The 19,680-nt window shown below is 73.0% G+C and carries 13 protein-coding genes and 1 pseudogene; 4 read left to right on the top strand and 10 right to left on the bottom strand.

What is annotated here, in order from left to right:
• Window positions 1-55: 55 nt before the first annotated feature.
• Entirely contained in the window at window positions 56-577 is a 522-nt protein-coding gene (locus tag ACIQ6R_RS01650) for a DoxX family membrane protein (RefSeq protein WP_404169181.1), read from the bottom strand.
• A gap of 144 nt (window positions 578-721) precedes the next feature.
• Window positions 722-2,017 (bottom strand): hypothetical protein, encoded by a 1,296-nt coding sequence (locus ACIQ6R_RS01645; protein ID WP_404218020.1) that lies wholly within the window; start codon window positions 2,015-2,017, stop codon window positions 722-724.
• A 226-nt stretch (window positions 2,018-2,243) separates the two neighbouring features.
• Here ACIQ6R_RS01645 and ACIQ6R_RS01640 point away from each other — a divergent pair, with 226 nt between their 5' ends.
• Both ACIQ6R_RS01640 and ACIQ6R_RS01635 read left to right on the top strand, forming a co-directional pair.
• On the top strand, window positions 2,244-3,176 hold the full coding sequence (locus ACIQ6R_RS01640; protein WP_404218018.1) for a DUF4429 domain-containing protein: 933 nt from the start codon (window positions 2,244-2,246) through the stop codon (window positions 3,174-3,176).
• 77 nt (window positions 3,177-3,253) lie between these two features.
• Window positions 3,254-3,751, top strand: a complete 498-nt coding sequence (locus ACIQ6R_RS01635; protein WP_404169173.1) for a pyridoxamine 5'-phosphate oxidase family protein — start codon at window positions 3,254-3,256, stop codon at window positions 3,749-3,751.
• A 9-nt stretch (window positions 3,752-3,760) separates the two neighbouring features.
• On the opposite strand, the gene guaA is transcribed toward ACIQ6R_RS01635, so the two are convergent.
• Window positions 3,761-5,341: a glutamine-hydrolyzing GMP synthase gene (guaA, locus tag ACIQ6R_RS01630; protein WP_404218016.1), complete on the bottom strand. Its 1,581-nt coding sequence runs from the start codon at window positions 5,339-5,341 to the stop codon at window positions 3,761-3,763.
• 344 nt (window positions 5,342-5,685) lie between these two features.
• On the opposite strand from guaA, the gene ACIQ6R_RS01625 reads away from it, so the two are divergent.
• Both ACIQ6R_RS01625 and ACIQ6R_RS01620 read left to right on the top strand, forming a co-directional pair.
• Window positions 5,686-5,973, top strand: a complete 288-nt coding sequence (locus ACIQ6R_RS01625) for a chorismate mutase (RefSeq protein ID WP_121748747.1) — start codon at window positions 5,686-5,688, stop codon at window positions 5,971-5,973.
• Between the two features lie 674 nt (window positions 5,974-6,647).
• Entirely contained in the window at window positions 6,648-7,643 is a 996-nt protein-coding gene (locus tag ACIQ6R_RS01620) for an LAETG motif-containing sortase-dependent surface protein (protein WP_404218014.1), read from the top strand.
• Between the two features lie 82 nt (window positions 7,644-7,725).
• On the opposite strand, the gene ACIQ6R_RS01615 is transcribed toward ACIQ6R_RS01620, so the two are convergent.
• The 7 genes and pseudogenes from ACIQ6R_RS01615 to ACIQ6R_RS01585 all read right to left on the bottom strand — a co-directional run bounded on the left by ACIQ6R_RS01615 (window position 7,726) and on the right by ACIQ6R_RS01585 (window position 19,623).
• Complete coding sequence (locus ACIQ6R_RS01615; protein ID WP_404218012.1) at window positions 7,726-9,543, bottom strand: GMC oxidoreductase; 1,818 nt, start codon at window positions 9,541-9,543, stop codon at window positions 7,726-7,728.
• Between the two features lie 47 nt (window positions 9,544-9,590).
• A complete protein-coding gene (locus ACIQ6R_RS01610; protein WP_404218010.1) occupies window positions 9,591-11,204 on the bottom strand; it encodes a succinic semialdehyde dehydrogenase in 1,614 nt (537 codons plus the stop codon).
• A gap of 139 nt (window positions 11,205-11,343) precedes the next feature.
• A pseudogene (locus ACIQ6R_RS01605) lies at window positions 11,344-12,063 on the bottom strand (serine/threonine-protein kinase); the annotation flags it as partial.
• Complete coding sequence (locus ACIQ6R_RS01600) at window positions 12,063-13,754, bottom strand: serine/threonine-protein kinase (protein WP_404218008.1); 1,692 nt, start codon at window positions 13,752-13,754, stop codon at window positions 12,063-12,065. The gene ACIQ6R_RS01600 and the pseudogene ACIQ6R_RS01605, both read right to left, overlap by 1 nt.
• A 115-nt stretch (window positions 13,755-13,869) precedes the next feature.
• The gene (locus ACIQ6R_RS01595; RefSeq protein ID WP_404218006.1) at window positions 13,870-14,799 is read right to left on the bottom strand and encodes a serine/threonine-protein kinase; all 930 of its coding nucleotides are present in this window, start codon (window positions 14,797-14,799) and stop codon (window positions 13,870-13,872) included.
• Between the two features lie 116 nt (window positions 14,800-14,915).
• Complete coding sequence (locus tag ACIQ6R_RS01590) at window positions 14,916-16,640, bottom strand: protein kinase (protein ID WP_404218004.1); 1,725 nt, start codon at window positions 16,638-16,640, stop codon at window positions 14,916-14,918.
• A gap of 145 nt (window positions 16,641-16,785) precedes the next feature.
• Window positions 16,786-19,623, bottom strand: a complete 2,838-nt coding sequence (locus ACIQ6R_RS01585) for a protein kinase (RefSeq protein ID WP_404218002.1) — start codon at window positions 19,621-19,623, stop codon at window positions 16,786-16,788.
• Window positions 19,624-19,680: the final 57 nt, after the last annotated feature.

The raw sequence follows: 19,680 nt of genomic DNA, 5'->3' as shown, positions 1-19,680 counted from the left end.
GGGTGGCGGCGGGCGGGTTCACGGCTGGAAGGTCCTCGCGGAACCCGAGGGCCGCTTACCGATGGCCGCCGCCTGTCCGCTGTCGTCGCCGGGAACGCAGGGCGGCGTCCAGGGACAGCAGCGGGGCACCCGCCAGGACGAGGGGGGTCCAGGCCATGAGGTAGGCGAGGTCGTTGCCGTAGTAGTACGGGTCGGAGGCCCAGCTGACGGTCAGCCACAGGCTGAGCGAGATCAGTGCGCCGCCGAGCGCCGCCAGTCGGGTCAGCAGTCCGAGCAGGGTGCCGATGCCGACCGCCAGCTCGCCCAGGGCGATGGCGTAGCCGAAACCGGCGGGGTTCTTCAGCGCCAGGTCGACCAGGGAGGGGAGGGCCGAGGAGTCGCGGACGGTACGCATCATGTCGCCGACGGAACCGGCGCCCGCGTCCTTCATGAAGGCACTGTCCGTGAGTTTGTCCAGGCCCGCGTAGATGAAGGTGACGCCCAGAAAGATCCGTAGCGGCAGGAGCGCGTACCGGGTGGCGTGATCACGCCAGTCTCCGCCGCCGCCCGGATGCGAGGTGTACGCATCCGTCCGCATACCGTGAGTCATCACTGCCAGCCGCCTCTCGCCCGCGCATGCCGAGCCCCCGCCAGACCATACGTACGACGTGGGGGCCCCTCTCAATCCCTCTGCGACCGGTTTCTTCCTATCGGTTTCGACAGGTAGCGGGGCCGGTGGGCGTCAATCCGTCACGTCGATCGCGTACCGGTTGGTTTCCACGCCCGCGCTCGTGACCACCTGGACGTCCACCCGGCCCGGTTCCACGTCAGCCGGGACCGGGACCGTCAGCAGGTCGTCCGTGGGGTTGCTGAAGCCGCCGGCCACCGGGACCAGAGGGACGTGGACGTTGACCGCGCCGATGCGGACGACCATCCGGGACAGTCGGTCCGCGCGCTGCGCGCCCGGCGGTACGAAGCCGGCGCCCCGGATCTCGATGTCGTCGCCGGTGCGGATCGGGGCGTCCAGGTCACCGGCCTCCCGTGCCCGGACCACGGAGAGGATCACGGGGCGCCCGCCCTCCGCGTACTTCCCGGCCACGTAGGTCGCCGCCGACACCAGCACCACGACCGCCAGCCCCCACGGCAGGTCGGGCAGTTGTTCCGGGCGCCGGGCCAGCCGTACGGCCGCGAACACCAGGGCGACGGTGCTGATCACCACGTACTGGATGTCGGCGAAGGCCCCGCGGCCCGCGTCGTCCGTCAGCAGGTCGGCCGCGCGCGGCCGGTCCGCCCGGACCTTCTGCAGCCGCTGCCCCAGCACCCGCAGTCCGACCACCCGCCGCACCAGGACCGCGATGCCGCACACCACCGCGAGCACGGTCACCGCGCCGGCGCCGCGGGCGAGTTCGAGCCCGGAGATCAGGTCGTCCCGGTGGCCGGGGCCCGAGGCCACCGCCAGTTGACCGGCCAGAACGAGTACCGCGTAGGCGACGAAGAGCACCCAGGCCGCCGCCACGGCCCGGGACGTGGACAGGCGGTTGTCCTCGCCGATGACCGGGGCCAGCGCCCCGCCCCGCGCCCGGTGGAACCACGACGCCGCCGTCAGCGCCCCGGCCACGACCAGCGCCGCCGCGAGCCCGGCCGTGCGTGCCGCGCTCCAGCCGGCCCCGATCGCGGTGAGCGACTGCCCGAGCAGCAGCAGGACGACCCCGGCCCACACGACGGTCGCGGTGCGGCGCCCGAGTACCGCGAGCCATGCCGCGCCCTCGGCGCGACCGCGTTCGGCGACGACTTCCGCGGACTGGGCCAACTCCTCCGAGACCCACTGCCGGGAGGCGGAGGCCGAGTGGGCCACCGCGGCCGGCAGGCCCTGTCCGGCCGCGAACTCGTCCCGCCGCAGCAGGAACGCGGCGACCGCGCGGCGGTGCCCCTCGCGGGCGCCGTGCGGGCAGTCCCCGCAGGTGCAGCCACCGCCGTGCGCCGCCTCGTACGCGCCCCTGTCCGAGCCGCTCCCGCGTCTCGCCTCCTGCACCGCCACGCCCGACGCCCGCCTTCCCGAACTCCTGCTGAAACCCAGTGACAACATCTGCGACAACGTCCACGACGGCAGCTGCCGCGCCGCCCGCGATGAACCCGTAAGTCCCTTGGGACGACAGCGAATTGTGCCGTACACCACCCCCCGCGCGCCCGGCGCCCCCGGTCCGCTCTGCTCAGCGCGGGTGACACGCGGACCACCGTGTTGACCCGGCTGCGAGAATTCCCTTATGGCCGAGATCATCCAGCGGGACGGGACCTGGGCGTTCGACGGCAGTACGGTCCGGATCACGCCGGGTCTGCACCGCTCGGTGCCGCTGTTCCGGCAGACGTACGGAGAGGTCTCGGTGCCGCTGGAGGCCGTCGCGGGCGTCGGCTTCGAGCCGGAACGCAGACGCGGGCGGCTGCGTCTGAGGCTGCGCGAGGGCGCCGACCCCCTTCTCCAGGCAACCGGCGGCCGGCTGCCCGACACGGCGGACCCGTACCGGCTGACGGTGGGGGTCGACCGCGGCGGGGTCGCCGAGTACGTCGCCGAGGAGATCCGCCGAGCGCTGCTCCTCGACCAGATCCCCAAGGAGCCCACCGAGGGCTATCTGCTGCCCGGGCCGCCGGTGCCGGTCTCGGTGCGTTCCTCGGACGGCACGGTCTCCTTCGACGGCACCCAGGTGCGGATCGACTGGGCCGACACCTCCGACCGGGTCAAACGCGCGACCGGTCCGCGGATCATCGACGTCGGGGACCTGGTGCGGGTCGACTGGCTGCCCAACTCCGGGGCCGAGGAGGGTTACCTGCGGTTCGTGACGCGGGAGACGGTGTTCTCCAAGCCGCCGCCCAAGAAGGACCCGTACGCCCTGGACCTGTGGGGCAGCGCCCGCCGCGACCTGCTCACCGCGCTGGTCGCCACGGCGGTCACGGCCCGGCTGCCGCATCCGTCGGCCCGTACGGGTGACGCGGACGGCGCCGCTCCGGAGGAGTCGGTCGGGAGCGGGCCGAGGCCCCGGTCCCCCGGTGCCGTGCCGGCGCCGCCGCCGACGACGCCGCCGTCCGACCATCACGACGTCCTGCTGCGACGGCTGCGCGAGCTGGGTGAGCTGCACCGCGGCGGCGTCCTCACGGACGCGGAGTTCGCCATGACGAAGGCGGCGGTGCTCCGGGGCTTCTGAACACGACCACTGCGAACACGGCCCTGACAGGCGCAATACCGACAGAAGGTGTCGGGTTTCGGGTGGAGAGTCGGTGTATGACACCACGAACCGCCGCCACGAGCGCCCCCGCCGACTGGTCCGACTTCGTCACCGCCGAACCCGCACTGGCCGCCACCGTCGAGGCCCGTTTCGGCGCGTACACGCACCACACCCTCGCCACCCTGCGCAAGGACGGCTCGCCTCGCACCACCGGCCTGGAGGTGCGTTTCCTGAGCGGCGAGCTGTGGCTCGGCATGATGCCGGGCTCGCTGAAGGCGCTCGACCTGCGCCGCGACGCGCGGTTCGCGTTGCAGGCGAACCCGGGGGACGGCACCGGCATGGGCGGTGGGGACGTGCGGATCGGCGGCCGGGCGGTGGAGGTCGAGGACGCCGAGGCGCGGGCCGGATACGTGGAAGAGGTGAAACCGCCGGAGCCGTTCCACCTCTTCCGTACCGAGCTGACGGAGGTCGTGCGGACCTGCGTCGAGGGCGAGAATCTGGTCGTCCAGATCTGGCAGCCCGGGAAGCCCTTGCGCACGGTCAGGCGCGCGTAGGGCCGGGGGTCACTCCCACTCGATCGTCCCCGGCGGCTTCGACGTCACGTCGAGGACGACCCGGTTGACGTCCTTGACCTCGTTGGTGATGCGGGTCGAGATCTTGGAGAGCACGTCGTACGGCAGCCGGGACCAGTCGGCCGTCATCGCGTCCTCGGAGGAGACGGGCCGCAGCACGATCGGGTGGCCGTAGGTACGGCCGTCGCCCTGGACGCCGACGGAGCGGACGTCCGCGAGCAGCACCACGGGGCACTGCCAGATGTCGCGGTCGAGGCCGGCCGCGGTCAGCTCCTCGCGGGCGATCGCGTCGGCCTCGCGGAGCAGGTCGAGCCGCTCCTTGGTGACCTCGCCGACGATCCGGATACCGAGGCCCGGACCGGGGAAGGGCTGGCGCTGGACGATCTCGTCCGGCAGGCCCAGCTCCTGGCCGACCATCCGGACCTCGTCCTTGAACAGCTGGCGCAGCGGCTCGACCAGCTCGAACTCGATGTCGTCGGGGAGGCCGCCCACGTTGTGGTGGGACTTGATGTTGGCGGTGCCGGTGCCGCCGCCGGACTCGACGACGTCCGGGTAGAGCGTGCCCTGCACGAGGAAGGCGACCTCGGGGCCGTCCTCCCGCATGATCTCCAGCTGCGCCTGCTCGAAGACCCGGATGAACTCGCGGCCGATGATCTTCCGCTTCTCCTCGGGGTCGGAGACCCCGGCCAGCGCCTTGAGGAACCGCTCCTCGGCGTCCACGACCTTCAGCTGGACGCCGGTCGCGGCGACGAAGTCCTTCTCGACCTGCTCGGTCTCGCCCTTGCGCATCAGGCCGTGGTCGACGTAGACGCAGGTCAGCTGGGAGCCGATGGCCTTCTGGACGAGGGCGGCGGCGACGGCGGAGTCCACGCCACCGGACAGGCCGCAGATGGCGCGCTTGTCGCCGACCTGCTCGCGGATCGCCGCGACCTGCTCCTCGATCACGTTGCCGGTCGTCCAGTCCGGGCGCAGACCCGCGCCCCGGTACAGGAAGTGCTCCAGCACCTGCTGGCCGTGCGTGGAGTGCATCACCTCGGGGTGGTACTGGACGCCGTAGAGCTTCTTCTCGTCGTTCTCGAAGGCGGCGACCGGGACGACGGAGGTGGAGCCGGTGACGGTGAAGCCCTCGGGGGCGGCGGAGCAGGCGTCGCCGTGCGACATCCACACGGCCTGCTCGGCCGGGGTGCCCTCGAAGAGGGTGGAGGACGGCTTGGAGACCGACAGGTCGGTGCGGCCGTACTCACGGGCGCCGGAGTTGTCGACGGTGCCGCCGAGGGTCTGCGCCATCAGCTGGAAGCCGTAGCACATGCCGAAGACGGGGACGCCGGCCTCGAACAGGGCGCGGTCGAGGGTGGGGGCACCCGGCTCGTACACCGACGAGGGGCCGCCGGAGAGGATGATGGCCGCCGGGTTCTTGGCGAGCATCTCCGCGACCGGCATGGAGCTCGGCACGATCTCGCTGTAGACCCGCGCCTCGCGGACACGACGGGCGATGAGCTGGGCGTACTGCGCGCCGAAGTCGACGACCAGGACGGTGTCGGGGGCGGCGGCAGCGGGAGTCGCTGATGACACGGGGTGCCTTCCGGCGGTCGGGCGGGGGTCTGTACCGCCGATTCTACCGAGGTGGGCGGGTGGCCCCGTCCCGCCCGCCCAGGCGCGGTCGCCCCCTTCCACCGAGTCTCACCATACGAACCGGCTTGGCCACCGTCCGTCCCCGGGGCATACTGGCCCCATGCTCACGCACCAGGTCTTCCTGTTTACCTATGGCAACCGGCCCACCGGCTGCCATGGTCGTGCTGCTTGAGCAACTGACAAGCGACTTCCCAGGCGCCCCGGGCCGACAAGGTCCGGGGCGCCTGGCGTTTGCGGATCCCGTCGGCCCGGGGCACCGCCCCCTTCGGCGAGGAGACACCGACATGACCGTCACCGCAGCAGACAAGACCGGCGCCCGCACCACCGAGGCGGCCGACGTGATCACGGGCGCCCGGGAGCGCATCGACGCGCTGGACGACCGGATCATCGGGCTGATCCAGGAACGGATGGCCGTCTCCGCGGTCATCCAGGAGGCGAGGATCACCTCCGGCGGCCGGCGCGTGAACCTCTCCCGCGAGATGGAGGTCCTCGACCACTACCGGCACGCGCTGGGCAAGCCGGGTACGGCGCTGGCGATGACGATGCTGGAACTGTGCCGCGGGCGCGTCTGAGCGTCGGGGCCGGGCGTCGCATCTGAGTTCGGGCGCCTTCTCACCCGTACGGCGCGTGACCTGCACGCGAGCGGCTTCGTTGGTCCCGGTGTCCGTGTCAGCCAGGGGCGGGCCCGAAAGAACCACGCGTGGCTCGCTGGAGCGATGAGACGTACGGATCGTGCCGGACGTCGTGGGACCTCGCTCCAGGAAAGTGACCGGACGGCAGGGGACAGCAGCCCGGTCACCCAAGAGAACGGCCGGCTCCGGGGACGCCCGGGGCCGGCCGACGGGGCGGCCGAGTCCCCCGGCCCACTCGACTGCACGGCCGTTCGGAACCACATGCCATTCGAAGCAAGCGGCGCAACCCCCCGGCGCCGCTTCCGAGGCACCGGCGCTGCCCTGACGCCGGTGCTGGCCGAGGAAGGGCCCCGCGACGCACATCCCGCGGGGCCCTTCGCCATGCCCGGGCCGTGAACGGCCGTGACCGGCCATACCCGCCGCCTCCCTCACCGGCCCCGTGAGTGACGCACGCCACATAAAAGTTCTGTGAGTTCGAGGGCAACCATTCACAGCTTTCACAGATCAAACAGGCGTACGGACCGAACCAAGGGCCACACCCGCGCCCCACACGCGGAGGCCTCCCTGACCCCCCGTACCGCCTCACGCGGTACGCCGGACCATCCGAGGTCTTCATGAAGCTTCGTCGCGCCATGGCAGCTGCGGCCGCCACGGCAGTGATCGCCCCGGTGGCGCTGCTCGCCGCGCCGGCCGCCTACGCGACCGATGACACGCCGACGTCTCCGCCGCCGGCCAGCGCCAGCGAGTCCGCACCGGAGAGCACACCCCCGGCGGACCCGTCCCCGAGCCAGTCCACGAGCGAGACGGCCGCCCCGCCGAGCAACTCCGCGAGCAGTTCGCCGAGCACCTCCGCCCCCGCGTCCCCGTCGCCCAGCACCTCCGCGCCGGCCTCGCCGTCGCCGAGCACCTCCGCGCCCGAGGAGACCGGGACCCCGGACCCCGAGCCGTCGGTGTGCGAGGACACCAAGGTCGACGTCGACATCACGGGTCTGCCCGGTGAGATCGCGGTGGGCAGCGGCTGGCACGAGTTCTCGCTGACCGTGGCCAACAACTCCGGCTCCACGCTCCAGAACCTCGAGTACCTGGCCGGCGCCTCCGCCGACCGGAACGGCGAGGAGCTGTTCGAGAGCAAGAAGGTCAGCCTCCAGGCCTGGAACCCCGAGGACAAGCTCTGGGAGGACCTCAACGAGTTCGGGTACGCGGTCGGCTACATCGGTTACACCGACGAGCTGGCGCCCGACTACGAGGTCGACATCCCGATGCGGATCAACGTGAGGCCCGACGCCCCGGTCGGCGCCGGCTTCACGCTCGGCGCGACCATCTACGGCGACGCGGACGGCGAGTGCACCGGCTTCGGTGACATCGCCTACAAGTTCCAGATCGTGTCCGCCGGTACGGACACCGAGGGCACCGAGCCGCAGGAAGGCGGCAAGGCTCCCGTCGCCGACGAGAAGCCGGCCGCGAGCACGCCCGAGGTCACCGGCAGCCTCGCCGAGACCGGTTCCAGCTCCGCGCTGCCGATGATCGGCCTCGTCGGCGGGCTCGCCGTCGTCGTCGGTGGCGGCGCGGTGTTCGTGGTGCGGCGGCGCAAGACCGGCGCGGACGCGTGACACGGCACGAACCGGCGTGACACAGGCTGGGTGAGAGGGACCTGCGCTCGGAGGGGGGCGCAGGTCCCTTTCGCCTTTCCCGCTACTTCTTCGGCGGCACCGCCGGTATTCCGAGGAACGGCAGCCGCAGCGAGCCGAAGGCCTCCGCCGGGACCGCCGGGAACTTGGGCTCGACGGGGGCCAGGCGCTCGTAGGCCGTTCCCTGCGCCGGGCGCGGGTCGCTCTCGCCCTTGTTCGGCCAGTACGACATCGCCCGCTCGGCCTGCGCCGTGATGGTCAGGGACGGGTTGACGCCCAGGTTGGCGGAGACCGCGGCGCCGTCGACGACCGAGATGCCGGGGTGGCCGTAGAGCCGGTGGTACGGGTCTATGACGCCGGTCTCGCGGGAGGCGCCGATCGGGCAGCCGCCGAGGAAGTGGGCGGTGAGCGGGGTGCCCATCAGCTCGCCGACGTTGGAGCCGGCGAAGCCGTTGATCTCGGCGGCGAGCGCGGAGGCGCCCTCCGTAGCCGCCTTGATCTGCTTGGGGTTGGGCGAGCCGTGGCCCTGCCGTGCGGTGAGCAGGCCCTTGCCGACGCCCGTCGGTTTCAGGTGCGTGGTCAGGGAGTTGTCCAGAGACTGCATCACCAGGCCGATGATGGTCCGCTCCGACCAGCGGCGGTTGGACAGGGAGCGCAGGACCAGCATCGGGTGCCTGGCCGCGTGGCCCAGGAAGCCCAGGACGCGGGACGCGCCCGAGGCGGTGTGCCCGGCGTACGGGACCTGGAGGATCGACAGGCCGCCCATCGAGTTGGAGCCCTTGCCGTAACGGACCGGCTCTATGTGGGTGTTGGCGTCGGGGTGGATCGAGGACGTGATGGCGACGCCGCGCGTGAAGTCGGCCCGTGACTCGCCGGTGGCCTTGCGGTAGCGCCGGTCGTCGGTCTGGGCGCCGACCAGGGCCTCGGAGTTGGTGCGGGTCAGTTCGCCGAGCTTGTCGGAGAGATGGGGGAGCTGGCCGTTGGCCTTCATGCGGTGCAGCAGGGTCTGGGTGCCGTAGGTGCCGGCGGCGACGACGACCCGGCGGGCCGTGTAGGTGCGGCCCGCGCCCTTCTTCCGCCGGTCGGTGGGGAGGGTGGCGACCGCGAACCCGCCGCGCGAGTCGTCGGTGAGGGAGACGACCGTCGTCATCGGGTGCACGACGGCACCCGCCTTCTCCGCGAGGTACAGGTAGTTCTCGTTGAGGGTGTTCTTCGCGCCGTGCCGGCAGCCGGTCATGCACTCGCCGCACTCGTTGCAGGCCTTGCGGTCGGGGCCCGCGCCGCCGAAGTAGGGGTCGGGCACCCGCTCGCCCGGCTTCGCCTTCGTCGTGCCGTCGGCGTCCTCGCCGTCGCCGAAGAAGACGCCGACCGGCGCCATGTGGAAGGTGTCGCCCACGCCCATCCGCTCGGCGGCGGCCTTCAGGTGCACGTCGGACGGGGTCATGCTCGGGTTCAGCCGGACCCCGAGCATGCGCTTGGCCTGGTCGTAGTACGGCGCCAGTTCGTCGTGCCAGTCGGTGATGTCACGCCACTGGGGATCGTCGAAGAAGGGTTTCGGCGGCACGTAGAGGGTGTTGGCGTAGTTCAGGGAACCACCGCCGACCCCGGCGCCTGCCAGGACCATGACATTCCCGAGCAGGTGGATGCGCTGGATGCCGAACATGCCGAGCTTGGGGGCCCACAGGTAGTTCTTCAGGTCCCAGGAGTTCTTCGGCAGCGACTCGCCGGTGAAGCGCCGGCCGGCCTCCAGGACGCCGACGCGGTAGCCCTTCTCGGTGAGGCGCAGCGCGGAGACCGAACCGCCGAAGCCGGAGCCGACTATCAGGACGTCGTAGTCGTACCCGTTCTCGTCCCGGGTCTGGACGGACTTCTCCTGTGACACGTGCTCTCCTCGTCGAGAACGGGGTGGACTGGGGTGTGGACCGGGACCTAGCGGAAGCGGAACGCCTTCATCAGCCGCAGGCTCCGGCTCATGAACTGGGCGTACTCCTCGTCGTCCATCCCGAGCGACGGCGCCATCGGCAGAAGCCGCTGGTGGGCGACCGTCTGGGCCTCGGTGTACTTGAGGATGCCCTCGGAGCCGTGCCGGCGGCCGAGGCCGGACTCCTTCATGCCGCCCATCGGGGACTGGACGCTGCCGTAGGCGGACGCGTACCCCTCGTTGATGTTGACCGTGCCGGTGCGCAGCCGGGCGGCGACGTCGCGGCCGCGCCGGGCGTCCTTCGTCCAGACCGAGGAGTTCAGTCCGTACGGAGTGGAGTTGGCGTGCTCGACCGCCTCGTCCTCGGTCTTGAAACGGTAGACGGACACGACCGGGCCGAAGGTCTCCTCGCGGCACAGGGTCATGGCGTCCGTGACGCCGTCGAGGATGGTCGGCTCGTAGAAGTACGGGCCGATGTCCGGGCGGGCGACGCCGCCCGCGACGATCCGCGCGCCCTTGTCGACGGCCTCCTCCACGTGCCGCTTGACGGTCTCCAGCTGCTGCCCGCTGACCAGCGAACCCATGTCGGCGCCGTAGGCCAGCGCACGGCCCAGGCGCATCGCGCGGGTGCGGGCGGCGAAGCGGTCCAGGAAGACGTCGGCGACCGACTCGTGGACGTACAGCCGCTCGATGGACACGCACAACTGGCCGGCGGAGGAGAAGCACGCGCGGACGGCGCCCGCCGCGGCCTTCTCGATGTCGGCGTCCTCCAGCACCAGCATGGCGTTCTTGCCGCCGAGTTCCAGCGAGACGCCGACCAGGCGGTCGGCGGCGACGGTGGCGACCTCGCGGCCGGTGCGGGTGGAGCCGGTGAAGGAGACGTAGTCACCGTGCTTGACGACCTCGGGGCCGATGACGGGGCCGACGCCGATGACGGCCTGGAGGACGTCGGCGGGCAGCCCGGCCTCGACCAGCAGGTCACGAGCCCACAGCGCGGTCAGGCAGGACTCGGTGTCGGGCTTCATCACGACGGCGTTTCCGACCACGAGGGCGGGCAGCGCGTCTCCGACGGACAGTTCGAAGGGGTAGTTCCACGGAACGATCTGGCCGACGACGCCGCGCGGGTGGCGCAGCTCGGTGACCTTCGTCAGGGTCGGTACGGCGCCGGTGTGCCGCCTGGGCCGCAGATACGCGGGCGCCTTGCGGCCGTAGTGCCGGGCGGCGACGGCGACGGCCTGGACCTCCTCGTGGGCGTGCAGACGGGCCTTGCCGGTCTCCAGCTGGATGAGGTCGAGCACCTCGGCCTGGCGTTCGAGGACCAGGTCGTGGAAGCGCAGCAGGACCGCGGCGCGCTGCCGTACCGGGACGCGCGCCCACACGGCCTGGGCGGCGCGGGCCCGCTCGAAGGCGCCGGCCACGTCCTCGGGCGTCGACTCGGGCAGGTCGGCCAGCTTCTCGCCGGTGAACGGCGTGTGGTTGGCGGTGCGGCCGGAGCCGGCCACGCCCTTGGTGAGCTGGGCGACCAACTCGGGTGTGACCACGTCGGCAGCGGTGCGGGCGCCCTCCGGGGTGGGGGCGAGGGGGTTCGTGCCGGTGAGTATCGGGGCCTGCGCATCCGTCATGAGCCGCAGGGTATGACGCCGCGAGGGCTTTGTGTACCCGTCGGTAATCGGGATTCACCGAGTACTCACACAATGCCAGTGATCGCTGGCAACAAATGCGCTGATCAGGAGGTTACCCGGTGGGGATGGACCTGATCGCTTCTTTTGGGTCCGGAGCGGACCGGGCGGGGCCGGCCACCGCCTCCAGGTGCCGCGCGACCTCCTCGGCATCCGGTCGGACGGCGTCCTCGGCCCGCAGCCTTGCGATCAGCGGATCGAGCGGCCCGGAGGACGACCGGTTCTCGACGGCGGTGTGCAGGAGGACGCCCAGCGAGCGCAGGTCCGCCGCGGGGCCGGCGCCCCGGGGGGAGTCCTCGCCCGGTGCGCGGGCCGTGCCGAAGTCGGTGAGCACGACGCGTCCGTGCGGGCCGAGCAGCACCTTGGCGGGCCTGACCGCGCGGTGCACGATGCCGACGGCGTGCGCCGCCCGCAGCGCGCCGAGCACCGCGAGCCCTATGCGGGCGGCTTCGGGCACCGGCACCGGACCGCGCCGGAGCACCTCTTGCAGGGACTCGCCGGGGACCCACTCCATGACGATCCAGGGCAGGCCGTCGAGTTGGGCCTCCTCCACGACCACGTCATGGATGCGGACGGCCGCGGGATGGTCGACACGGGCGGCGGCGCGTGCCTCGCGGTAGAGGCGGTGGGCGGCCCGGCGGTACGTCTCGTCCGCCGGGTCACCGGGCAGCCGCGGCTGCTTGACGGCGACGTCGTGTGCCGCGCGTTCGTCGAAGGCCTGCCAGACGGTTCCCGAGGCGCCGGAAGCGACGCGCCTCAGCAACCGGTACCGCTCGCCGACCAGGTGCCGCTGGGCTGTCATCAGAGCTGGTCGACCTCCCAGTTGGCGACGACGGTCCGGGCGATCTCCCGTCCCTCGTCCGCGAAGTACCCCTTGCGGGGGTAGTCGATCGAGACCTTGTACATGTCGCCGTTGTCCGCCCGGTAGTAGAGGATGTGGTACTCGCGCTCGCGGGGATCCTGCGTGTCGGCCGTCGTATAGGCGATGGTGTTCTCGGCGGCCTTCTTGCCCTTGTACTCGGTCTCGCTCGGTTCACCCCTGGGAGCGGGCTTGTCGGCGAAGTTCCACGAGTACTCGCCGTCCTTGAGCATCTCCCAGTCCGCCCAGGCGTTGGCCCCCGCGGTGTCCGGGAGGTCGTCGTTCTCGTCGTCGTCCTTGATGTCACGGTCCACGTGGACGGTGATCGCGCCGCTCGGGTCGGCGAACGACTCGGTGGTGCCGTCCCATTTGTCGGGGTGCTTCAGCTTCACGAACTCCGCCGGCACACCGACGCTCATGCCGGGCTTCGCACCGAGGTCGTGCTTCTTCCACCCCTCCGGCAGGGGCCCCGCGAAGGGTTCCGCGATCACCAGGTACGACGCCACCGCCGCCGCGACGACCGCCGCACCGAGGGTGATCCACGCGTTGCGGCCCAGCCGCACACTCCACTTGGACACCGGCCGGGGCGGCCCGTCCGCCCCGCCGACGTGGACGACCTGGGTGGGTGCCGGCTCCGGCGGGTTGGCGGCGGCGCTCAGCAGGGCGCGGACCCGGGCGGCGTCCGGACGGCGCGCCGGGTCCTTGTCCAGCAGGCCCGTGATGACCTCGGCCAGCGGCCCCTGCGCGGAGGCGGGCGGCGCGGGCGCGGCGTTGAGCACGGACTGGAGCGTGGCGGGGGTGTTGCTGCGGCGGAACGGCGAGACACCCTCCGTCGCCGCGTACAGCACCACGCCCAGCGACCACAGGTCGCTCGCCGGGCCGGGACGCTGGCCCAGCACCCGCTCCGGGGCGATGTACTCGGGCGAGCCGACGAAGCCGCCGGTGTCGGTCAGATTGGTCTCGCCCTCGATCTGGGCGATGCCGAAGTCGGTGAGGACGACCCGGTCGTACCGGCCGAGCAGTACGTTGTCCGGCTTCACGTCCCGGTGCAGGATGCCGGCCGCGTGCGCGGCCTCCAGCGCGCCGAGCACCTCCAGGCCGATGCGGGCCGCCTCCCGCGCGCCCAGCGTGCCCTCCTGCAAGGCGTCTCCCAGCGAACGGCCCCGCACCAGCTCCATCACGATCCACGGCTGGTCGTCCACCACCGCCACGTCGTGCACGTCGACCACCGCGGGGTGGTCCAGCCGGGCCGCGGCGCGCGCCTCACGGCGCATCCGTTCGAAGGCGTTGCCCCGTTCGCGTTCGGGGAGATGGTCGGGGACGCGCGGCTCCTTGACGGCCACCTCGCGGTCCACGGTCTCGTCCTTCGCCCGCCACACCGTGCCCATGCCGCCGTGCCCGAGCTTGGCGATCAGCCGGTAGCGGCCGGCGATGAGCCGCCCGGCGCCCGCGTCCCGCGCGGACGGCTCCGGGAGACCGGGCCGCGACGGAGACGGCGACGGCGACGGCACGACTTGGGTGGGTGCCGCGTACGGGTTGCCGGGATGCGGCACGGCGAGGGGCTGGTTCGGTGGTCGCAGGGCAAAACTCGTCGGCTCGTCCGACCCGTTGCGGGGTCCCCCGTTGCTGCTCATGAGTCCATCCATATCGTGCGCGGCGTGTCCGCATCCACCGCCCGTGCCCCGTGGTCACAGACCCGTGACGCACGCTGCCGCTTATCTCCTGTTTAGGCGTGTTGCGAAGACGGCGTCACGGACGCCGGCCTCGTCGGCGTACCGCCAGCACCACCGCCATGAGCACGCCCCGCGTCACGCGCCGCGGTTCACCGGTCCGGGGCGGTGCGGGAGTGCGGCCCGTGGCCAGGAAGGCGCGCAGCATCCGCTCGGCCTCCAACGCGTCCAGCCGCCGTTCCGGGTCGCGTTCGAGCAGGCCCTGTACGACCGGAAGGATGGGCCCGGCCTGAGCCGGCGGACGGATCTCCTCGGTGACCACCGCGTGCAGGACGCCGCCCAGCGAGTCGCGGTGGAAGGGCGAGGTGCCGCTGAGCACCGCGCACAGCAGCACGCCCAGCGACCACAGGTCGGACTCCGGTCCGGTCCCGGCGCCGGACATCCGCTCGGGGGCGGTGTACTCGGGGGAGCCGACGAAGGAGCCGGTCTCGGTGAGCGTGGTGGCGCCCGCGACCTGGGCCACGCCGAAGTCGGTGAGGACGACCCGGCCGTCCTCGGCCACCAGCACGTTGGACGGCTTCACGTCCCGGTGCAGGGTCCCGGCCGCGTGCGCGGTGCGCAGCGCGTCGAGCAGGGCGACGCCGATCCGGGCGGCCTCGGTGGCGTCGACCGGGCCGTGGGCGAGCACGCGGTCGGCGAGCGAGCCGCCCTCGACCAGCTCCATGACCATGTAGGCACGTTCGTCGTCCTCGACGACGTCGTGCACGACGATGACGTGAGGGTGGCTCAGCTGTGCGACCGCGCGGGCCTCGCGCAGGGTCCGCTCACGGCGCCGCCGGGCCTCGGCGGCGGAGAGGGTGTCGCCGAGGGGTAGCGCCTTCACGGCCACTTCGCGGGCGAGCAGTTGGTCGGTCGCCCGCCACACGATGCCCATGCCGCCGCGGCCGAGCCGCTCATGGAGCCGGTAACGGCCCGCGATGACACGCCCGCCCGCCCCCTCGGTCACCATGCGCCCATCATGCCCCACCGGACGGACCTGCTCCGGGCCGCCGTAACCCGGGTGGCCGACAACCGACGGACGCGCGGGCCGCGTCGCGACGGCTTCCGGCCATCACACGGCACTGGTCAGGCGGTCTTCTCCTGCCAGCTCTGCAGCACCGTCCGGAACTGCTGCCGCGCGGTCTCCCAGTCCTCGGCGGGCGCCGACATGTAGATGACGTACTCGACGCCGTCGCGGGACATGTACGTCTCCTCGACGGCGCGGCGCGGACCGGGGAAGGGGGTGTCCTTGGCCAGCGCGGTCCAGGTGTACTCCCACCGGGCGCTCTTGTGGTCGCGGTAGGTGGTCCGCTCCAGGGTGACGCGCCGGTAGTCGACGAGCCGCTGCAACTGGAGCTCCAGGTCGAGCTGATGGGCGTACGGGTCGTTGTAGTCGGGGGCGGTGTCGACGGCGATGCGGACGAAGTGCTCGCCTCCGTCGGGGGTGTAGTCGATCTGCCGGAGCTCGCCCTGGTCGTCGTACACCTTCCGCTGCCAGTTCTCGGGCAGGTAGAGGCTGAAACCCACCGGGTCGTCCCGGCGGACCCAGCCGGCCGGGACGGATCCGCCGGGGCCCTTGCCGGTCGTGGCGGAGGCGGAGGGGGACGGCGACCGGGTGGGGTCCGGCCCGGCCGTCGAGCCGCTCCCGCCCCGTTGTTGCAGCACCACGGCGGTGCCCGCGCCGATGAGGGCGGCGGCGGCGACGACCAGGGCGAGGGTGCGCAGGCGGCGGCGCCGGGACCGTACGGGAGCGCCGCCCGTGGGGCCGGTCGGCGCGTACCCCGCCGCCGTGGAGCCCGTCGGCCCGGGCCCGGCCGCCGCGTGATCCATCGCCGTGGGACCGACCGCCGTCGGACCGGTCATCGGCCGGTACGGCGTGGCGGCCGTCCCGCCCGTCGGCCCCTGCCCCTGCCCTGGTGTTCCCGGATGGGCCGTGTCGCTCTGCCCCCGCGGGCCCGCGTACCGCGTCGGCACATACGCCTGGGCCTCGTTCGGCCGCCGTCCCTCCGCGGCCTCCGCGAGCATGCGTTCCGTCTCGGTCACGCCGGGCCGCGAGGCCGGGTCCTTGCGCAGCAGGGCGCTGATGACGGGCGCGAGGGGCCCGGCGTGCCGGGGTTCGGTGGCCTCCTCCTCGACGACCGCCTGCATGGTGGTGAGCGGTGAGGTACGGCGGAACGGCGACCTGCCCTCCACCGCCGTGTACAGCGTCGCGCCGAGCGCCCACAGGTCGGAGGCGGGGCCGGGATCGTGGCCGCGGACGCGCTCCGGCGCCAGATAGTCGACGGAGCCGACGACCTCTCCGGTCCGCGTGATGGTGGAGTCGCCCTCGATCTGCGCGATGCCGAAGTCGGTGAGCAGCACCCGTCCGTCGTCGGCGAGCAGCACGTTGCCGGGCTTGACGTCGCGGTGCAGGACACCGGCGGTGTGCGCGGCGCGCAGGGCGCGCAGCACCCACAGGCCGACCCGGGCCGCCTCCCGCGGCTCGACCCGCTCCTCGTCCTTGACCGCGTCGGCCAGCGAGCGGCCCTCGACCAGCTCCATCACGATCCAGGGCCGGCCGTCGTGTTCGAGTACGTCGTGAACGGTGACGACGGCCGAGTGGTTGATCCGTGCCGCCGCGCGCGCCTCGCCCCGGGTGCGCGCCAGCAGTATCGCCTGGTCGCTCTCGGAGACGTAGAGCGCGGCGGTCAACTCCTTGATGGCGACGGTCCGGTGGAGCACCTCGTCGTGTGCGCGCCACACCCGGCCCATGCCGCCGCTGCCGATGGCGTCCCCGAGCCGGTATCGGCCCGCGACGAGCCGGCCCTGCATCTGATTCACGTTGCCCCGCAATGGTCTTGTCAGGGCCAGACTAGGGACCGGCTCCCGTCCGGGGAACGGGTGGGGTGGCACGGAAACCGCTCTGTGACGGTTGTCGCTTTCCGTGACAGGACGCAACCATAGGACCGAACTGCCGTCACCGGGTGTACTGATAGGTCGCCGACGCCTGTTCGAACAGCCGGCTCACCTCGTCCCGTTCCGCCTCCGGGCCACGGACCTGCACCACGTGGTAGCGCCCGTCGATCAGGATCGCGGCGTTGCGCACGAACAGCTCACCGCCACCGGCGCCGGTCCAGGTGAACTGCCCCTCCGCCATGGTTCGTCCGCCGACCTCGATGGTCTTCAGCCCGCTGGAGGTGGCCCAACTGGAGGCGCGGTACGGCGCCAACTCGGGCTCGCTGTCGCGCTGGTAGACCATCGGGTCGTCGCCGAACTCGGACGCCCTGTCCCGGCCCGGGACGACGACGAGCTCGAAGTCGCCCTTCGCGTAGACGACCTGGCCGCTGCCGTTGCGGGGCGTGCGGTTCCAGCCCTCGGCGACGGCGACGTGGAAGCCCTCGGGGTCCTTGCGGAGGGCGAAACCGTCGGCGACGTCGGGGTCGTTGGTCTGCGTCTCGGTGGAACCACCGGCCGTCTCCGAGGCGCCGGGGTCCGGCTCCGGGGACGTCTCTTCCGGCCGGGGCTCGCTGCCGGCGTCCGGTGACCGCTCGGGCGGCGCCTGGCTCGCCTCGCCGACGGCGCCCGTACGGTCGGTGGTCCCGTCGCCGTTCGTGTCGCTCTTCGGCATGAGGAACATGGCGTAGGCGATCGCCCCGGCCAGGGCGAGCAGTATCAGCAGGAGCAGCGTCCGGCCGAGGCTGCGCGGGGAACGGGCCGTCTCCCGCTTGCCCCGTTTGTGCCGTCCGTGGTGCGCGGGCAGTCCGGCACGCCGCCTGCGCACCAGCTCGCCGCGGCGGCGCACGATGGGCAGCCGGCTGGTCTCGACGGGCGGGGCCGAGACGACGTGCAGGCCGGCCTCCGGCTCGGGTGCCGACCGCACCAGTGAACGCAGCCAGCCGCGCAGTTCCTCGAAGTCGATCCGCTCGGTGGGGTCCTGACGCAGCAGCGACTCCACGACCGGCCGCAGCGGCCCGCACTCCTCGGCGAACGCCGGCGGCTCCGCGCACACGATCTGCACCAGCTCGGCGGTCGACTCCTCCGGGTAGGGCGCATGCCCCTGTACGGCACGGTAGAGCAGCGCGCCCAGCGCCCACAGGTCGGTGGCGGGGCCGATGGGCGCGGCCAGCTGCCAGTTCTCGTGCACCGGCCCGGCCTGTTCCGGCGCCCAGCGCTCGGTCACCGGCCCGACCACGGCCATCCGCGTCTGCCGTGCCCGCTCGGCGGCGAGTGCGGTGGCGGGGCCGCGCGGCGCGGGAGGGCGGGCGGCCAAGTCGTCCCAGTGCCCGGTGGGCGCGGTGGTGGCCTCCTCGTGGGGGGCGGCGGGCAGAGCCCGTCCGGCAGCGGAAGCGGGGGGCGCGGCGGGGGCCGGGTGGCCGGCGGGGCGGGGCGTGGCGCCGTGCCAGGAGGTCGTGCGGACGCCGTAGGGGTCGGCGATCTGCCCGGACGGGGCGGCGCCGGGCGAGGCGCCGGGGCCGGCGGAGTAGGCGGAGCGCGCGGCCGCGGAGGGGCTGCCCGGGCCGGCGGCGTGCGGAGGGCCGGGCTCCGCGCCGGGGCCGAGGGCGTGCGGCACCTGCTCGGGGCCGGCCGCGTAGGAAGGCCGTGCCCCGACGGGTCCGGTGCCGGGGGCGCCGGAGGGCCGGCCGGTGCCGTTGTCGGGGGCGGGGCGGGCGCCGGGCAGGGCCGCGCGGCCGTTCTGCGCCTCCTGGACGCGGGCCGCGGCCCGGGCACCGGCGCGGTATGCGGCGATCGCTCCGGCGCGCGCGGCACGGGCGTCGCCGCCGCTGTCGGGCGGCGCAGGGGCGAGCCCGGCGGAGGCTCCACCCGGGCCCTGCGCCCCGGGCACCGGCAGCCCGCCGACGGTCCGCGCCTCGATGGCGGCCCGCCGGGCGGCCTCGGGATCGGCACCGCCGGGTCCGAGCATCCCGGTCTGCACCATCCCTGAGTCTCCGGCACCGAACCCGGCACCACCGGGACCGGTGGCCGCGATCCCGGCACCACCAGGGCCGGGGAGCCCGGAGCCGACACCACCGGGACCAGCGGCCGCGACCCCGGCACCACCAGGACCGGGGAGCCCGGCCCCACCCTCGGCTCCACCAGGCCCGAGGGCTGCGGTCGCCGCGCCACCACCCCGGCCGAAGGTCCCGTCAGGGGCGACCGCGGAGCCGGGGCCCTCCTCGTCCTCGGGGGCGGGCACCGGGTCGTATCCGCACAGCGCCTCCTCAGCCGCCCCGACCGCCAGGCCGGTCAGCATCACGCGCCCGTCGTCGCAGACGAGCACCGTGCGCGCGGTGATGTTGCGGTGCACCCAGCCGTAGGTGTGCAGCACCCGCAGCGCCAGGAGGATGTCGGAGGCCACCTCGGCCGCCCGGTACGGCGTCAGCGACTGCTCGGCGAGGAGAGCGGCCAGCGGCCTGGCGGCCACCAGCTCGCTGACGACCCACAGCGAACCGCCCTCGGCGAACACGTCGAAGACCTGGTCCAGGCGCGGATGGTCGGGGACGGCGGCCGCGGCCTGCGCCGCCTCGACGGCACGGCGTACCACCGGATCGGCGGGCCTCCGCTGTCCGCCGTGCGCGGCCGACGACCGCCTGCCGGGGGGCCGCCCGGTGCCGTCCCGGGCCGTGAAGCCGTCGGGCAGGCCGTCCGCGTCGAGCACCTCCGCCTCGACGACCTCCGGCAACGGCACCTGCCGGACCAGCACTTCCTGGCCGCTGTAGGTGTCGAAGGCCCGGGTCTCGGTGAGTTCGTACTCGTCGGACGGCGGCAGGGGCAGGCGGTAGCGGTCGGCGAGTACCCGTCCCGCGTAGTCGTCCACGTCGACACCCCCGGCAGCCCGTCGGTCAATTCCGTTCGCCCGGCGGGCCGTTCCGGC

The organism is Streptomyces sp. NPDC096048, from assembly GCF_044763415.1.
Taxonomy (GTDB): domain Bacteria; phylum Actinomycetota; class Actinomycetes; order Streptomycetales; family Streptomycetaceae; genus Streptomyces.
The sequence above is the reverse complement of the archived record's forward strand: the minus strand, read 5'-3'. Positions and strand labels throughout refer to the sequence as shown.